Raw genomic sequence first — 13,160 nt, forward strand, 5'->3', positions numbered from 1 at the left:
GCCGATCCGGTAGTGACGTAATCTCGGGGTCGGAGCCCGCCGAACCGGGACCTATATCCATACGTTGGGGTTGCACTGCAGATGACTGCGATTTCACTGGGAATGCCGTCCGTTCCGACCCAGCTCGCCGAGCGCAGGAAGAGCCGGCAGATCCAGGTCGGGAACGTCGCCGTGGGTGGTGGCGCTCCCGTGTCGGTCCAGTCGATGACGACGACGCGCACCTCCGACATCGGAGCCACGCTGCAGCAGATCGCCGAACTCACGGCATCCGGCTGCCAGATCGTCCGTGTCGCCTGTCCGACTCAGGATGATGCCGACGCACTGCCGGTGATCGCGCGCAAGTCGCAGATCCCGGTGATCGCCGACATCCACTTCCAGCCGAAGTACGTGTTCGCCGCGATCGACGCCGGCTGTGCCGCCGTCCGCGTGAACCCCGGCAACATCAAGCAGTTCGACGACAAGGTGCGTGAGATCGCGAAGGCCGCCGGCGCTGCGGGTGTGCCGATCCGCATCGGGGTGAACGCGGGGTCGCTCGACCGGCGTCTGCTCGAAAAGTACGGAAAGGCCACGCCCGAGGCCCTGGTCGAGTCGGCGCTCTGGGAGGCGTCGCTCTTCGAGGAGCACGGCTTCCGCGACATCAAGATCTCCGTCAAGCACAACGACCCCGTGGTGATGGTGAACGCCTACCGCCAGCTGGCGCAGGCGTGCGACTACCCCCTGCACCTCGGTGTGACCGAGGCGGGCCCGGCGTTCCAGGGCACGATCAAGTCCGCTGTGGCGTTCGGCGCGCTGCTGGCGGAGGGCATCGGCGACACGATCCGGGTGTCCCTGTCGGCCCCGCCCGCCGAGGAGGTCAAGGTCGGCCTTCAGATCCTGGAGTCGCTGAACCTCAAGCCCCGGCGCCTGGAGATCGTGTCCTGCCCGTCCTGCGGCCGGGCCCAGGTCGACGTCTACAAGCTCGCGGATCAGGTCACAGCCGGGCTTGAGGGCATGGAGGTGCCGCTGCGGGTGGCCGTCATGGGCTGCGTCGTGAACGGCCCCGGCGAGGCCCGCGAGGCGGACCTCGGTGTCGCTTCCGGCAACGGCAAGGGGCAGATCTTCGTGAAGGGCGAGGTCGTCAAGACCGTCCCGGAGTCGAAGATCGTGGAGACCCTCATCGAAGAGGCCCAGAAGATCGCCGAGCAGATGGAGAAGGACGGCATCGCCTCCGGCGAGCCGCAGGTCTCGATCAGCTGACCGGTCTCAGGACGGCACTCGCCTCGCCTCGCCTCACCTCGCTTGGCATGGTCTTGCGTGCGGCGTGCGGCGTGCGGCGTGCGGCGTGCGGCGTGCGGCATTGCGCGCGGCGGGCTGGCTGCTGCGAGTGGTGCGGGACGGGGCGTGTCTCGGGATGCCGTTTTGGATGTGGTGGGGGCCGGGGAGCACTTTCCGTGCCCTGCGCTCCGTGGCATATGTGACGGGGCGCGCGGACCGTTCAGGTCGGCATGGATGAATGCCTCCCCCCGGCGGGATGATCCGTCGCTCCGTGGCATATGCCCTTGGAGTAGAAACGGCCCTGCCGCCTGCGCATGCTCTCCCAGCTACGTGATACCCAAGTGGCCGCCTCGCGCCCCGTCGCATATGCCACGTGCCGCCGCCCCTCTATGTGATTCCGCCCTCCGCGTGGCGCCGGCCTTCCCGCTCCTTCGCGCCTCTGACGCGTACGCGATTCCGCGCCTTGCGCATGCGGCCGCACCCCGGCCTCGGCGGCCGTCGCCCCCGCCCCCTCGCTGCCCACCGGCTCCGGGCGCCTTTGGGGCCCGGTAGGCGCCAGAGGGAGGCCCAGGCCCCTCCTGGACTGCTTCTGGGGCGGCGTTCAGGGCTCCCGGGTACAGTGCGGAAATCAGTAGCCCGTACGGTGAGGCCCTTCGAACGTGTTGACACAGACCACTACCAGGGTCCTCGACCCCGATGACCTCGACGCGGCGCTGGCGATCCTGCGGCGCGAGCCCGTGGCGAATGCTTTCGTCACCTCGCGGGTGCAGGTGGCCGGGCTGGACCCCTGGCGTCTCGGCGGCGAGATGTGGGGCTGGTACAGCGACGGGGTGCTGACCTCGATGTGCTACGCGGGCGCCAACCTGGTGCCGATCTGTGCCGGGCCGGAAGCGGCACGGGCGTTCGCGGACCGGGCGCGCAGGGCGGGGCGTCGCTGCTCCTCCATTGTGGGCCCCGTGGAGCCGACCCGGCAGCTGTGGCGCCTGCTGGAGCCGCACTGGGGGCCCGCGCGCGAAGTCCGGGCCAATCAGCCGCTCATGATCACGGACCGCCGTGCGGACGCGGTGCACCCCGATCCCGGGGTGCGGCGGGTCAAGAAGGACGAGATGGACGTGCTCATGCCCGCCTGTGTCGCGATGTTCACGGAGGAGGTCGGGATCTCGCCTCTCGTCGGCGACGGCGGGCTCCTGTACCAGGCGCGGGTCGCTGAACTCGTCAGTACCGGACGTTCCTTCGCGCGCATCGAGAACGGCGAAGTGATCTTCAAGGCGGAGATCGGGGCTGCGACGACCGAGGTCTGTCAGATTCAGGGCGTCTGGGTCAACCCGGCCCACCGGGGCAGGGGACTCGCGGCGCCCGGCATGGCCGCGGTCCTGCGGTACGCCCTCGCGGACGTCGCTCCGGTCGTCAGCCTGTACGTGAACGACTTCAACACCGCCGCGCGCGCGACGTACAGGCGCGTCGGGTTCCAGGAGTCGGGCGCCTTCATGAGCGTCCTGTTCTGACGCACGCTCGTTGCCGCCCAGGGGCGCCTGAACGTTTCGGCCAGGGAGCCGCCGACCGGGGCCAGAGGAGGTTGATGTGGCGTGGCGCAGACGTGAGGGACGTCTCATCCCTTGTACATGCATTTGACATTAGATCCGCTTATCGCAGATAAAGGAATCCCTTTGGGGTGAGATTCACGCGGTGTGCGCCCCTCCGAGTGATTGAGTGCGACATGGCTGAAGCTGCCCCGGTGCCCCCGCAGGACGACGACGGCGCGGTCGCGGCGGAACGGTCCTGGCAGACGTGGCGTGAGGACCGCCGACGCGCGCTCACCGCGCCGACCGGCAATCTGGCGCTCGTCGAGACGAGCTGGCTGCCGCTCGGAGAGAGGCCGGACGTCGAGGCCGCCCGCGCGGGACAGCCCGCAGGGGTGACGGTAACCACGGTGGAGCGCACCGAGCCGGTCAGTGGGCAGGCCGAGTACGGACTGCGCCGCTGGGACGCGAACGCTCCGGCGCTCCAGGACTTCGATGGCGTCGACGTCTTCCCGTACCGTCCCGACTGGGTGCTGGAGGCCGACTACGCCCCCGTCGAGGGTGCGCGCAAGGTGCCCTTCGAGCACATCAGGGACAACGGCGGCACCCGCGAGCTAGCCGTGCCGGGTGACATCACCCTCGTCCTGGACGGTGCCGAGTACACCCTGAGCGCTTTCGACGACGACGGGACGCTTCTGCTCGTCTTCGGTGATCCCACCAATGGCGACAGCACCTACGGGGCGGGTCGTTTCCTCTTCGTGCACCGTGCGGACGGAGTCGCCGGGCCCCAGAAGGTCGTACTGGACTTCAACCGTTCCTTCGTGCCGCCGTGCGGATTCTCGGACCAGTACAACTGTCCGATGCCGCCGCGACAGAACCGCTTCCACCTGCCTGTCGAGGCCGGCGAGAAGCTCCCCGTCTTCCGCGACGGCCACCAGGCGCACTGAACCCAACTCCTGCGGCGTGTTCGCGCCGTTGAGCACGAAAGTACGTACTCCCTCATGCACATCAAGAAGTCCTCGCTCTACGCCGGTGCGTCCGTTTCCGTCCTCGCTCTGTCGTTGACCGCGTGCGGGGGCAACGACTCCTCCGACAACTCCCACGGAGCCCCGGGGGCGTACGACAAGAACGCGACGGTCAACGTCGGTTCCCTCTACGAACCGCAGAACCTCGACAACACCGGTGGCGGCGGCCAAGGCGTCACCGAGGCCCTTAACGGCAACGTCTACGAGGGGCTGTTCAAGCTCACCGACAAGGGCAAGGTCGACAAGCTCCTCGCCGAGGACTACAAGGTGAGCGACGACGGGCTCACCTACACCTTCACCCTGCGCGACGGTGTGACCTTCCACTCCGGCAAGAAGCTCACGAGCAAGGACGTGAAGTACAGCCTGGAGAAGGTCGTCGCACCGGACTCGCAGTCCGCGCGCAAGAGCAACCTCGACGTCATGAAGACGATCGCGACGCCCGACGCCCGCACCGTGCGCGTCACGCTCAAGAAGAAGTCGATCTCGTTCGTCTACAACCTGTCCTACGTCTGGATCATCAACTCCGAGGCGAAGCACCTCAAGACCAGCGAGGACGGGACCGGCCCGTACCAGCTCGGCAAGTGGACCCGCGGCTCGGCCCTCAGCCTCAAGAGGTACCCGAAGTACTGGGGCAGCGCCGCGAAGAACCAGCAGGTCGTCTTCCACTACTACAAGGACGCCAGCGCCCTCAACAACGCGCTGCTGACCAACGCGCTGGACGTCGTCACCAGTGAACAGAGCCCCGACGCACTGGATCAGTTCAAGAACAACCAGAACTACACCGTCAGTGACGGGGACTCGACCACCAAACTGCTGCTCGCCTTCAACGACAAGGCCAAGCCGTTCACGGACGTCAAGGTGCGGCAGGCCGTCTCCGCCGCCATCGACGACAAGAAGCTGCTGGAGTCCGTCTGGGGCGGCTACGGCAAGCTCATCGGCTCCATGGTGCCGCCCAGCGACCCCTGGTACGAGGACCTGACCAAGGTCAACGGGTACGACGTCGCCAAGGCCAGGAAGCTGCTCGACGAGGCCGGGTACAAGAACGGCTTCAGCTTCACCCTGGACACCCCGAACTACGACCCGCACCCCACCGCCGCGACGTTCATCAAGTCGCAGCTCGCCAAGGTCGGTATCACCGTCAAGATCAACACGATCACGCCGGACGAGTGGTACACGAAGGTCTACAAGAACCACGACTTCAGCGCGACGCTCCAGGAGCACGTCAACGACCGCGACCTCGTCTGGTACGGCAACCCGGACTTCTACTGGGGCTACGACAACAAGCAGGTCACCCAGTGGGTGGACCAGGCCGAACAGGCTGACTCCACGGCCCAGCAGACGGCGCTCCTCAAGAAGGTGAACCGCAAGGTCGCACAGGACGCCGCGAGCGACTGGCTCTACCTGTACCCGCAGATCGTCGTCGCCGGCAACAAGCTCAGCGGCTACCCGGTGAACGGGCTGAACTCCCAGTTCTACGCCTACGACATCAAGAAGAGCTGACTCACTCGTGCTCTCCTACCTGCTGCGCCGTCTCGCCTTCCTGCTGGTGTCGCTCGCCCTCGCCAGCGTGGTGCTGTTCCTACTGCTGCGGTTGCTGCCCGGCGACCCCGCGAACGCTCTGACGTCGGTCGGCGCGAGCCCCGAACAGATCGAGGCGGCGCGGCACTCCATCGGCACGGACAAGTCGCTGCCCGAACAGTTCGTGCACTGGATCGGTCAGCTCGCCACCGGTGACCTCGGCACCTCCTTCGTCAGCTCGTTGCCGGTGCGCCCGGAGGTCGTCGGCCGGCTCGACGTGACCGTGCCGCTGACGCTCGCCGCGTTCCTCCTCGCGATCGTCGTCGCGGTCCCGGCGGGCTACGTCGCCGCGCGGCGCTCCCGTACCTGGTACGGCGCGATCCTCAACGCGGTGTCCCAACTCGGACTAGCGGTGCCCGTGTTCTGGCTCGGCATGATCCTCGTCGCCGTTTTCGCGCTCAACCTCGGGGTGTTGCCGTCCGGCGGATTCCCCCAGGACGGATGGTCCGATCCGGGAGCGGCGATCAAGTCGCTCGTCCTCCCGGTCGTCACCGTCGCGCTCGTCATGTCGGCCTCGCTCACCCGCTACGTGCGCTCCGCGACGCTCGACGTACTCGGAAGCGACTACCTGCGTACCGCCCGGGCCCTCGGCTCGTCCTTCGCCGGTGCCATGTGGCGGCACGGCCTGCGCAACGCCTCCGTGCCGGTCATCTCCGTCCTCGGTATCGAACTGGCCTCCACACTGCTCGGCGCGGTGGTCGTCGAATCCGTCTTCGCTCTGCCCGGTCTCGGATCCATGCTCGCCAACGGGATCGCCCAGCACGACTACCCCGTCATCCAGGGCGTCCTCTTCGTCTCCACCCTCGCCGTCCTGCTCATCGGCTTCCTCGCGGACCTGGTGCAGCGGATCATCGACCCGCGCCTGCGCGGCAGGCTCTCCGGAGGCACCCGATGACCGCCCCCGTTCCCACCGTCACCTCGCCCGGTCCCACGGCGGCGTCCCTCGCCCCACGTCGCGCGCGACGCCGATCCGTCACTCTCGTGACCGGGGGCGTCCTGGCCGGGCTCGTCGTCCTCATGGCCCTCGTGTCGCTGTTCTGGCTTCCCTACGATCCGCAGGACACCTCCGGCGGCCGCCTCACGGGGCCCGCCGGAAACCACCTCCTCGGTACGGACAAGCTCGGCCGGGACCTCTTCACCCAGGCCATGACCGGCGCGCGCATAGCCCTTGAGGCCGGTCTCGGTGCCGTGGCCATCGCCGCCGTGCTCGGCATCGTGCTCGGCGTTCTCGCCGCGTACGCCCAGGGCTGGGTCGACGACACCCTCTCGGCGCTCCTCGACATCCTGATCGCCTTTCCGACGCTGCTGCTCGCCATGCTGATCGTCTCCGCGCGGTCCGCGTCGCTCGGCTCCGCGGTCCTCGCGATCGGCCTCGCGCAGAGCGCTGTCGTCGCGCGCCTCACCCGCGTCCTGGTGAAACGGGTTCTCGCGCAGGACTACATCACCGCGGCTCGAACCTCCGGGACGGGGCGGCTGCGCACCGTCCTGGGCCACGTCCTTCCCAACATTTGGCCGACTCTCGTGGTGAACCTCGCCCTGCAGTTCGGTCTCGCCGTCCTCGCGGAAGCGGGACTGTCGTACCTGGGGCTCGGCGCGCCGCCGCCCAACGCCTCGTGGGGGCGGATGCTGCAGGAGGCCCAGGCCACCTTCACCACCGCGCCGGCCGGTGCCATCGCCCCCGGTGTGCTGTTGGTGATCCTCGTGATCGGGGTCAACCTCATTGCGGACGGTCTGCGCGACACCCTCGATCCTTCACGCCGGAGGAGCACATGAGCCAGAACCAGTCCGCAGCGGCGGAGCCGCACGACACCCGTGGACGCCGCTCCGCGGTCACCGTCGCGTCGGACCGGGGCACGGGGGACGGGGCGGCGCCCGACGGCCCCGTCCTCGCGGTGCGGGGTCTGACGGTACGTACGTCCGAGGGGCGTGACCTCGTGACCGACCTGAGCTTCGACATCGCGCCGGGCGAGCGGCTGGGCCTCATCGGCGAGTCCGGCTCCGGCAAGTCCCTCACCACGCTCGCCACGCTCGGGCTCCTTCCGGAAGGCATGACGGCGCACGGGTCCATCAGCCTCCTGGGCTCCCAGATGATCGGCGCGCCGGAGAAGACCCTCACTGCGGTACGGGGTAAGGACGCCGCCGTGGTCTTCCAGGAACCCCTGACCGCGCTCGACCCTCTGATGCGCGTCGGCAAACAGATCGCGGAACCGCTGCGGCGTCGTACCGGGCTCAGTGGGGGCGCGCTGCGCCGCGCCGTGGCCGAGTGCCTGGAGCAGGTGAGACTGCCGGAACCCGGACGGATCGCGCGCGCCTTTCCCCACGAGATATCCGGCGGGCAACGCCAGCGCGTCGCCCTGGCCATGGCCCTCGCGTGTGAACCCGCGCTGCTCATCGCGGACGAACCCACCACGGCGCTCGACGTCACGGTGCAGTCCGAGATGCTCGACCTGCTGGACCGCCTCGTGCAGGAACGCGGCATGGCACTCCTCTTCGTCAGCCACGACCTTGCCGTCATCTCGAGGATCACGGACCGCGTACTGGTCCTCAAGAGCGGCCGCCCCGTCGAGCAGGGCGACGTCCGGACCATCGTGCACGCCGCCGAGGACCCGTACACCCGCGCCCTGGTGGAGAGCGCCCGCCGTCTCGAATCGGCTCTCGATCTCGGAGGTACCCGATGAGCGCGCGGACCACCGGGCCTGTACCCACGTCGCCCGCCCTTGAGCTGCGCGACGTCGCCTTCACCTATCGTGGCGCCGCCCGTCCGGTCGTCGAGGACGTCTCCCTCCGCGTGGAGACGGGGCACAGCCTCGCCCTGGTCGGCGAGTCCGGCGCCGGCAAGACCACACTGCTGCGCATGCTGCTCGGCCTCAGCCGCCCCGGCTCGGGGGAGGTGCGCTTCGACGGCCAATCGCTCAACCTGCGCGACCGAGCACAGATGAAGCGGTTCCGCGCCGCAGTGCAGTGCGTATTCCAGGACCCGTACTCGTCCCTCGACCCGCGGCGTCGTATCGGCGCGATCGTCGCCGAGCCGCTTCGCTCTCTCGGGCTCGCGAGTGCCGACGAGGCGCGCTCCAAGGCCGCGGCCGCCCTGGAAGCGGTCGGACTGACCGCCGACGTCGCGCGGCGCTACCCACACGAGTTCTCGGGGGGACAGCGCCAGCGCATCGCCATCGCGCGAGCCACCGTCTGCGAACCCCGCGTGCTCCTGGCGGACGAACCGGTCAGTGCCCTCGACGTCACGACGAGAGTCAAGGTCGTCGACCTCCTGGCGGAACTCAAGGAGCAGCGCGGTCTCACCATCGTCATGGTCTCCCACGACCTGTCCGTCGTGGCGACGTTGTGCGAACGTACGGCGGTCCTGGAACGGGGCCGTCTCGTCGAACAGGGCGATACCCGCGACGTGCTGGGGGCCCCGTCCCATCCGTACACCCGCAAGCTGCTGAGCAGCGTGCCTCGTCTGCCTGCTGCGTAGCGGGACTGGGGAGGGCGGAAGGGGAGCGGGGCTGTCTGGTGCGCGGGGCTGGGTGTGCAGGTGCAGGGCGGGACGAACGGCCGTTGCTCCGTGACATATGCGACGGAGCAACGGAGCCGGGGGCGCAGTGCGAGGGGAGCAGGTGGTGCGGCGTATGCGCCTTTGCGTCCGAAGGTGCTGCGGGACACGGTGTGCCCCGTCGCATATGCCACGGGGCACGGCTGTCCACCGCGCCGGACCGGCGGCTCTGCGTCGCACCGTTGAATATGCCGTGAGCCGTGAGCCGTGAGCCGTGAGCCGTGAGCCGTGAGCCGTGAGCCGTGAGCCGTGAGGGTCGCTGCCCGGCCCCCGTACCCCCCGGCCTGCCCCGTCGCATATGCCACGTCGCGGAAAACGATCGGCTTGTCCGCACCGTCCCCACCGTGTGCGGCTGATTCGCGGGGATACGTGCGCACGGACAACCGGATGTAGGCAGTCCCTGTCCGGCGCCCTTCGGCACGTCCCGGGTAGTCTCCCGGCATGCCGAGCTACCCCGGGCGTGCTTCCCGGATCCCGGACCAGGTCACGGTCGGCCCTCTCGACCTGGCAGCGCACGTCGACGAGGCCTTGGCCGTACAGGCCCACGCCTTCGGGCTGACGGACGACGAGATCGACGTGCGCCGTCAGATCGTGCTGCGCCACGTCGCCGTACCGGGCGCGCGGGCACTCGGGGCCACGACCTCCGAGGGACGGCTCGTCGGCTTCGTCTACGGGATGCCGAACGATCGCGCGCACTGGTGGTCGACGGTCGTCCAGCCCTACCTGGTGCGCGTACACAACGACGGCTGGCTCGACGACTCGTTCGTGATCACGGAGTTGCATGTCCATCCCGGGTACCAGAACCGGGGCCTCGGCAGGGCGCTGATCACGACGATCACGGATGCCGTACAGGCGCCTCGCTCGATTCTCTCGGCGATCGACAAGGAGAGCCCGGCGCGTGGGCTGTACCGCTCCCTCGGCTACATCGACCTCGCGCGGCAGGTGCTGTTCCCGAGCGCTCCGACCCCTTACGCGGTGATGGGAGCACCGCTGCCACTGCGCGGTGCGCGCCCGGACGGGGCATAACCGATTTCCGCCATGCCCGGGGCCCCGGCTAACCTCCTGGACATCACCCTTTCGCAGCAGGAGTTCACCATGGCCCAGGTCCAGCGCATGTCCCGATTGATGGTCAAGACACTGCGTGACGACCCGGCGGACGCCGAGACGCTCAGCCACAAGCTGCTGGTCCGCGCCGGGTACGTGCGGCGCACCGCCGCGGGTATCTGGTCGTGGCTCCCGCTCGGCAAGAAGGTGTTCGACAATGTGTCGCGCATCGTGCGCGAGGAGATGGACGCCATCGGTGCCCAGGAGGTCCTGCTGCCGGCCCTCCTGCCCAAGGAGCCCTACGAGGCGACGGGCCGCTGGGAGGAGTACGGCGACCTTCTGTTCCGGCTGAAGGACCGCAAGGGTTCCGACTACCTTCTCGGCCCCACGCACGAGGAGATCTTCACCCAGGTCGTCAAGGACCAGTGCACGTCCTACAAGGACCTGCCGGTCATGCTCTACCAGATCCAGACCAAGTACCGTGACGAGGCCCGGCCCCGTTCCGGTGTGCTGCGCGGCCGCGAGTTCCAGATGAAGGACTCGTACTCCTTCGACACCACGGACGAGGGGCTCGCCGAGTCCTACGCGCTGCACCGAGAGGCGTACCGCAAGATCTTCGCGCGTCTCGGGCTCGACTACCGCATCGTCTCCGCCATCTCGGGTGCGATGGGTGGCTCCGCTTCCGAGGAGTTCCTGGCCCCGGCGGCGGCCGGCGAGGACACCTTCGCCGACTGCCCCAACTGTGCCTTCGCGGCCAACACGGAGGCGGTCACCTTCTTCCCGTCCGAGGTGGAGAGCGCGACGCACGGCCCCGTCGAGGAGATCGACACGCCTGACACTCCGACCATCGAGAGCCTCGCCGCGCAGCTCGGCGTCCCCGCCTCGGCGACGCTCAAGAACTTGCTGGTGAAGGTCGACGGCGAGATCGTGGCCGTAGGTGTTCCCGGTGACCGTGAGGTGGATCTCGGCAAGCTGGGTGAGCATCTGGCCCCTGCCGAGGTCGAGCTGGTCACGGCGGAGGACTTCGAGGGGCGGCCCGAGCTGGTACGCGGCTACGTCGGCCCCCAGGGCCTGAAGATCCGCTACCTCGCCGACCCGCGCGTGGCGGCCGGAACCGCGTGGATCACCGGGGCCAACAAGAAGGACACCCACGCCCGCAACGTCGTCGTCGGCCGCGACTTCGAGGTCGACCGCTACCTCGATGTCGTCGTCGTCCAGGAGGGCGACCCCTGCCCGAACTGCGGCCACGGACTCAAGCTGGACCGGGCCATCGAGATCGGTCACATCTTCCAGTTGGGCCGCAAGTACGCCGACACCTTCCAGCTCGACGTACTGGGCCAGAACGGCAAGCCGGTGCGCGTGACGATGGGGTCCTACGGTATCGGCGTCTCCCGCGCCGTCGCCGCCCTCGCCGAGCAGACGGCGGACGGACAGGGCCTGTGCTGGCCCGCCGAGGTCGCTCCGGCGGACATCCACGTCGTCGCGGCGGGCAAGGTGCTGCAGACGGAGCTGGCACTGGAGGTCGCGGAGAAGCTCGGTGCGGCCGGTGCTCGCGTGCTCGTGGACGACCGTGCGGGTGTTTCCCCGGGGGTCAAGTTCACGGACGCGGAGCTGATCGGTGTGCCGAAGATCGTCGTGGCCGGGCGCCGTTCGGCCGAAGGAGTCGTCGAGGTGAAGGACCGGCGTACGGGGGAGCGGGAAGAGCTCCCCGTCGACGAGGCCATCGCGCGCCTGACTGCCTGACCACTTGGCTGCCTGATCACTTGACTGTCAGCCGGCCTGACTGCCAGGCCGCCTGACTGTCTGACCGCCTGAGGCTTGGATCGCTCGCTTCGACTGCTTCGTCAGCGAGGTGCCCCGCCAGCGAGGAGCCGGTCCGGTTCCTCGGGATGGAGTAAACGGGACGAGCGGAAGAGCTGGAGTGCCGTTACTGGCCCTCAGGCAGTACTCCGTGTTTTGTCAACGAGGTGGTGCGGGGTGGCCACTACGCCGCAGGGCGTAGTGGCCACCCCGCTGTGTTGACGTCGTCCCGCCGTCGCTCAGAACGCTCGCCGAACCGCTCGCACAGTCCGTTCCGCGGCCCGGCTCTGTGGCAGGAAACAACGGCGTCCGCCCCGGTGCCGCGACCGCAGGGGTGTCTGAAGCGCCGGCGGAGCAGCGTACGACCTCCCGGGAGGCCCCGGACGGTGCTCGGTGACCGCGTCGAACGCCGGCGGTACGGCTCGGGTCCCGCCCGTCGTCACAGCCATCCGGCGAACTCCAGCAGGAGTTCACCCTTCTGATGATGTCCTGCCGCGACTGCGGCAGTCCCGGCCGCGGTGGCGCGGAAATGCGTCCACCCCTGCAGACGGTCGCGGTCCAGGTCCAGGGAGTCGGCCAACTTGGCCACACGCCGCCGTGCCGACGCCGCGCCGCTGTTCGCGGCGACCAGATCCTCCAGACGATCGCGGGCCAGCCGAGCGACGTCGTAGGCCCGCTCCCCGACCAGGGGATCGGGGCCTACGGCGAGCCACGGCAGCCGACCTCCCGCCAGGACCTTCGTCTGCCGGAACGCCCCGTGCAGCAGCACGGCCTCGGCGCTGTCGGAGAGCAGTTCGTCACGTACGGCAAGAGCCGCGTCCACGAGGGGCCGCAAAAGATCGCCGGCGCAGTCGCGCATCATGGCGGCGTGTCGCCCCGTACGTGCGGAGACTGTCTCGAAGGGAACGTTCTGCGGCGGGTCCACCCACAGTCGGCGCACCGTGTCCGCGGCTTCCAGCATGGCCTTGGCCTGCGGGAGGGAATTCAAGGAGACCTCTGGACGCAACCGCTCCAGCACCATGGCCCCGGGCTCGTCCACATCAGACGTCACGGGGCTCTGCGGGGCGTGTCCCAGCACACGGCACGCTCCGAGGCCCGCCCAGTGCACCAGAGCGGCGGTCTCCAGAGCGGGAGCGGCCGACGGAGGCGCCAGCTTCAGGACAGCGGGCGTTCCGTCGTGCCGGTGTACGAGAAGCACCACACTGCTGCGGCCCCCGGGCTGGAGCAACCGCTCGATCCTCAGACGGTGGCGTGCGGCCGCGGCGTCCACCAGCCCCGGCAGCTCCGCCAGCCAGGAGCCCTCGTCCGCGGCACCATGCTCCTCGGCCAGGGCTCGTACGAGACGCCGGGGCGGTTCGAGGACCATGCGGGACGCATCCTTTCGGCCGA

Annotated in this window: 11 protein-coding genes; 10 read left to right on the plus strand and 1 reads right to left on the minus strand. The window is 68.9% G+C overall.

All coding sequences use genetic code 11. The annotated features are described in order from the left end of the window. Positions 1-81: 81 nt before the first annotated feature. The 10 genes from ispG to AB0J21_RS32220 all read left to right on the plus strand — a co-directional run bounded on the left by ispG (position 82) and on the right by AB0J21_RS32220 (position 11,714). Positions 82-1,236, plus strand: a complete 1,155-nt coding sequence (ispG, locus tag AB0J21_RS32175) for a flavodoxin-dependent (E)-4-hydroxy-3-methylbut-2-enyl-diphosphate synthase (RefSeq protein ID WP_363149693.1) — start codon at positions 82-84, stop codon at positions 1,234-1,236. Between the two features lie 677 nt (positions 1,237-1,913). Next, entirely contained in the window at positions 1,914-2,759 is an 846-nt protein-coding gene (locus AB0J21_RS32180; protein WP_363149694.1) for a GNAT family N-acetyltransferase, read from the plus strand. A gap of 212 nt (positions 2,760-2,971) precedes the next feature. After that, positions 2,972-3,721, plus strand: coding sequence for a DUF1684 domain-containing protein (locus AB0J21_RS32185; RefSeq protein ID WP_363149695.1), 750 nt, complete (start codon positions 2,972-2,974; stop codon positions 3,719-3,721). A 54-nt stretch (positions 3,722-3,775) separates the two neighbouring features. Then, a complete protein-coding gene (locus tag AB0J21_RS32190) occupies positions 3,776-5,299 on the plus strand; it encodes an ABC transporter substrate-binding protein (RefSeq protein WP_363149696.1) in 1,524 nt (507 codons plus the stop codon). A 7-nt stretch (positions 5,300-5,306) separates the two neighbouring features. Continuing rightward, the gene (locus tag AB0J21_RS32195) at positions 5,307-6,272 is read left to right on the plus strand and encodes an ABC transporter permease (protein ID WP_363149697.1); all 966 of its coding nucleotides are present in this window, start codon (positions 5,307-5,309) and stop codon (positions 6,270-6,272) included. Continuing rightward, complete coding sequence (locus tag AB0J21_RS32200; RefSeq protein WP_363149698.1) at positions 6,269-7,150, plus strand: ABC transporter permease; 882 nt, start codon at positions 6,269-6,271, stop codon at positions 7,148-7,150. The genes AB0J21_RS32195 and AB0J21_RS32200 overlap by 4 nt, the downstream gene beginning before the upstream one ends. Further along, positions 7,147-8,055 carry an ABC transporter ATP-binding protein gene (locus AB0J21_RS32205; protein WP_363149699.1) on the plus strand — a complete coding sequence of 303 codons (909 nt, stop codon included), beginning with the start codon at positions 7,147-7,149 and terminating at the stop codon, positions 8,053-8,055. The genes AB0J21_RS32200 and AB0J21_RS32205 overlap by 4 nt, the downstream gene beginning before the upstream one ends. Further along, positions 8,052-8,849, plus strand: a complete 798-nt coding sequence (locus AB0J21_RS32210; protein ID WP_363149700.1) for an ABC transporter ATP-binding protein — start codon at positions 8,052-8,054, stop codon at positions 8,847-8,849. The genes AB0J21_RS32205 and AB0J21_RS32210 overlap by 4 nt, the downstream gene beginning before the upstream one ends. Positions 8,850-9,368: 519 nt before the next feature. Further along, positions 9,369-9,953 (plus strand): GNAT family N-acetyltransferase, encoded by a 585-nt coding sequence (locus AB0J21_RS32215; RefSeq protein ID WP_363149701.1) that lies wholly within the window; start codon positions 9,369-9,371, stop codon positions 9,951-9,953. 69 nt (positions 9,954-10,022) lie between these two features. Then, positions 10,023-11,714: a proline--tRNA ligase gene (locus AB0J21_RS32220; protein WP_363149730.1), complete on the plus strand. Its 1,692-nt coding sequence runs from the start codon at positions 10,023-10,025 to the stop codon at positions 11,712-11,714. 496 nt (positions 11,715-12,210) lie between these two features. Here the strand turns inward: AB0J21_RS32220 and AB0J21_RS32225 are convergent, their stop codons facing one another. Next, positions 12,211-13,137: an aminoglycoside phosphotransferase family protein gene (locus AB0J21_RS32225; protein ID WP_363149702.1), complete on the minus strand. Its 927-nt coding sequence runs from the start codon at positions 13,135-13,137 to the stop codon at positions 12,211-12,213. Positions 13,138-13,160: the final 23 nt, after the last annotated feature.

Source organism: Streptomyces sp. NPDC049954, from assembly GCF_040656295.1.
Classification (GTDB): domain Bacteria; phylum Actinomycetota; class Actinomycetes; order Streptomycetales; family Streptomycetaceae; genus Streptomyces.

What these genes read in the sequence shown, in the direction of transcription:
- ispG (WP_363149693.1), top strand. Translation starts at nt 82, where the DNA reads ATGACTGCGATTTCACTGGGAATGCCGTCCGTTCCGACCCAGCTCGCC.
- AB0J21_RS32185 (WP_363149695.1), top strand. Translation starts at nt 2,972, where the DNA reads ATGGCTGAAGCTGCCCCGGTGCCCCCGCAGGACGACGACGGCGCGGTC.
- AB0J21_RS32190 (WP_363149696.1), top strand. Translation starts at nt 3,776, where the DNA reads ATGCACATCAAGAAGTCCTCGCTCTACGCCGGTGCGTCCGTTTCCGTC.
- AB0J21_RS32200 (WP_363149698.1), top strand. Translation starts at nt 6,269, where the DNA reads ATGACCGCCCCCGTTCCCACCGTCACCTCGCCCGGTCCCACGGCGGCG.
- AB0J21_RS32205 (WP_363149699.1), top strand. Translation starts at nt 7,147, where the DNA reads ATGAGCCAGAACCAGTCCGCAGCGGCGGAGCCGCACGACACCCGTGGA.
- AB0J21_RS32210 (WP_363149700.1), top strand. Translation starts at nt 8,052, where the DNA reads ATGAGCGCGCGGACCACCGGGCCTGTACCCACGTCGCCCGCCCTTGAG.
- AB0J21_RS32215 (WP_363149701.1), top strand. Translation starts at nt 9,369, where the DNA reads ATGCCGAGCTACCCCGGGCGTGCTTCCCGGATCCCGGACCAGGTCACG.
- AB0J21_RS32220 (WP_363149730.1), top strand. Translation starts at nt 10,023, where the DNA reads ATGGCCCAGGTCCAGCGCATGTCCCGATTGATGGTCAAGACACTGCGT.
- AB0J21_RS32225 (WP_363149702.1), bottom strand. Translation starts at nt 13,137, where the DNA reads ATGGTCCTCGAACCGCCCCGGCGTCTCGTACGAGCCCTGGCCGAGGAG.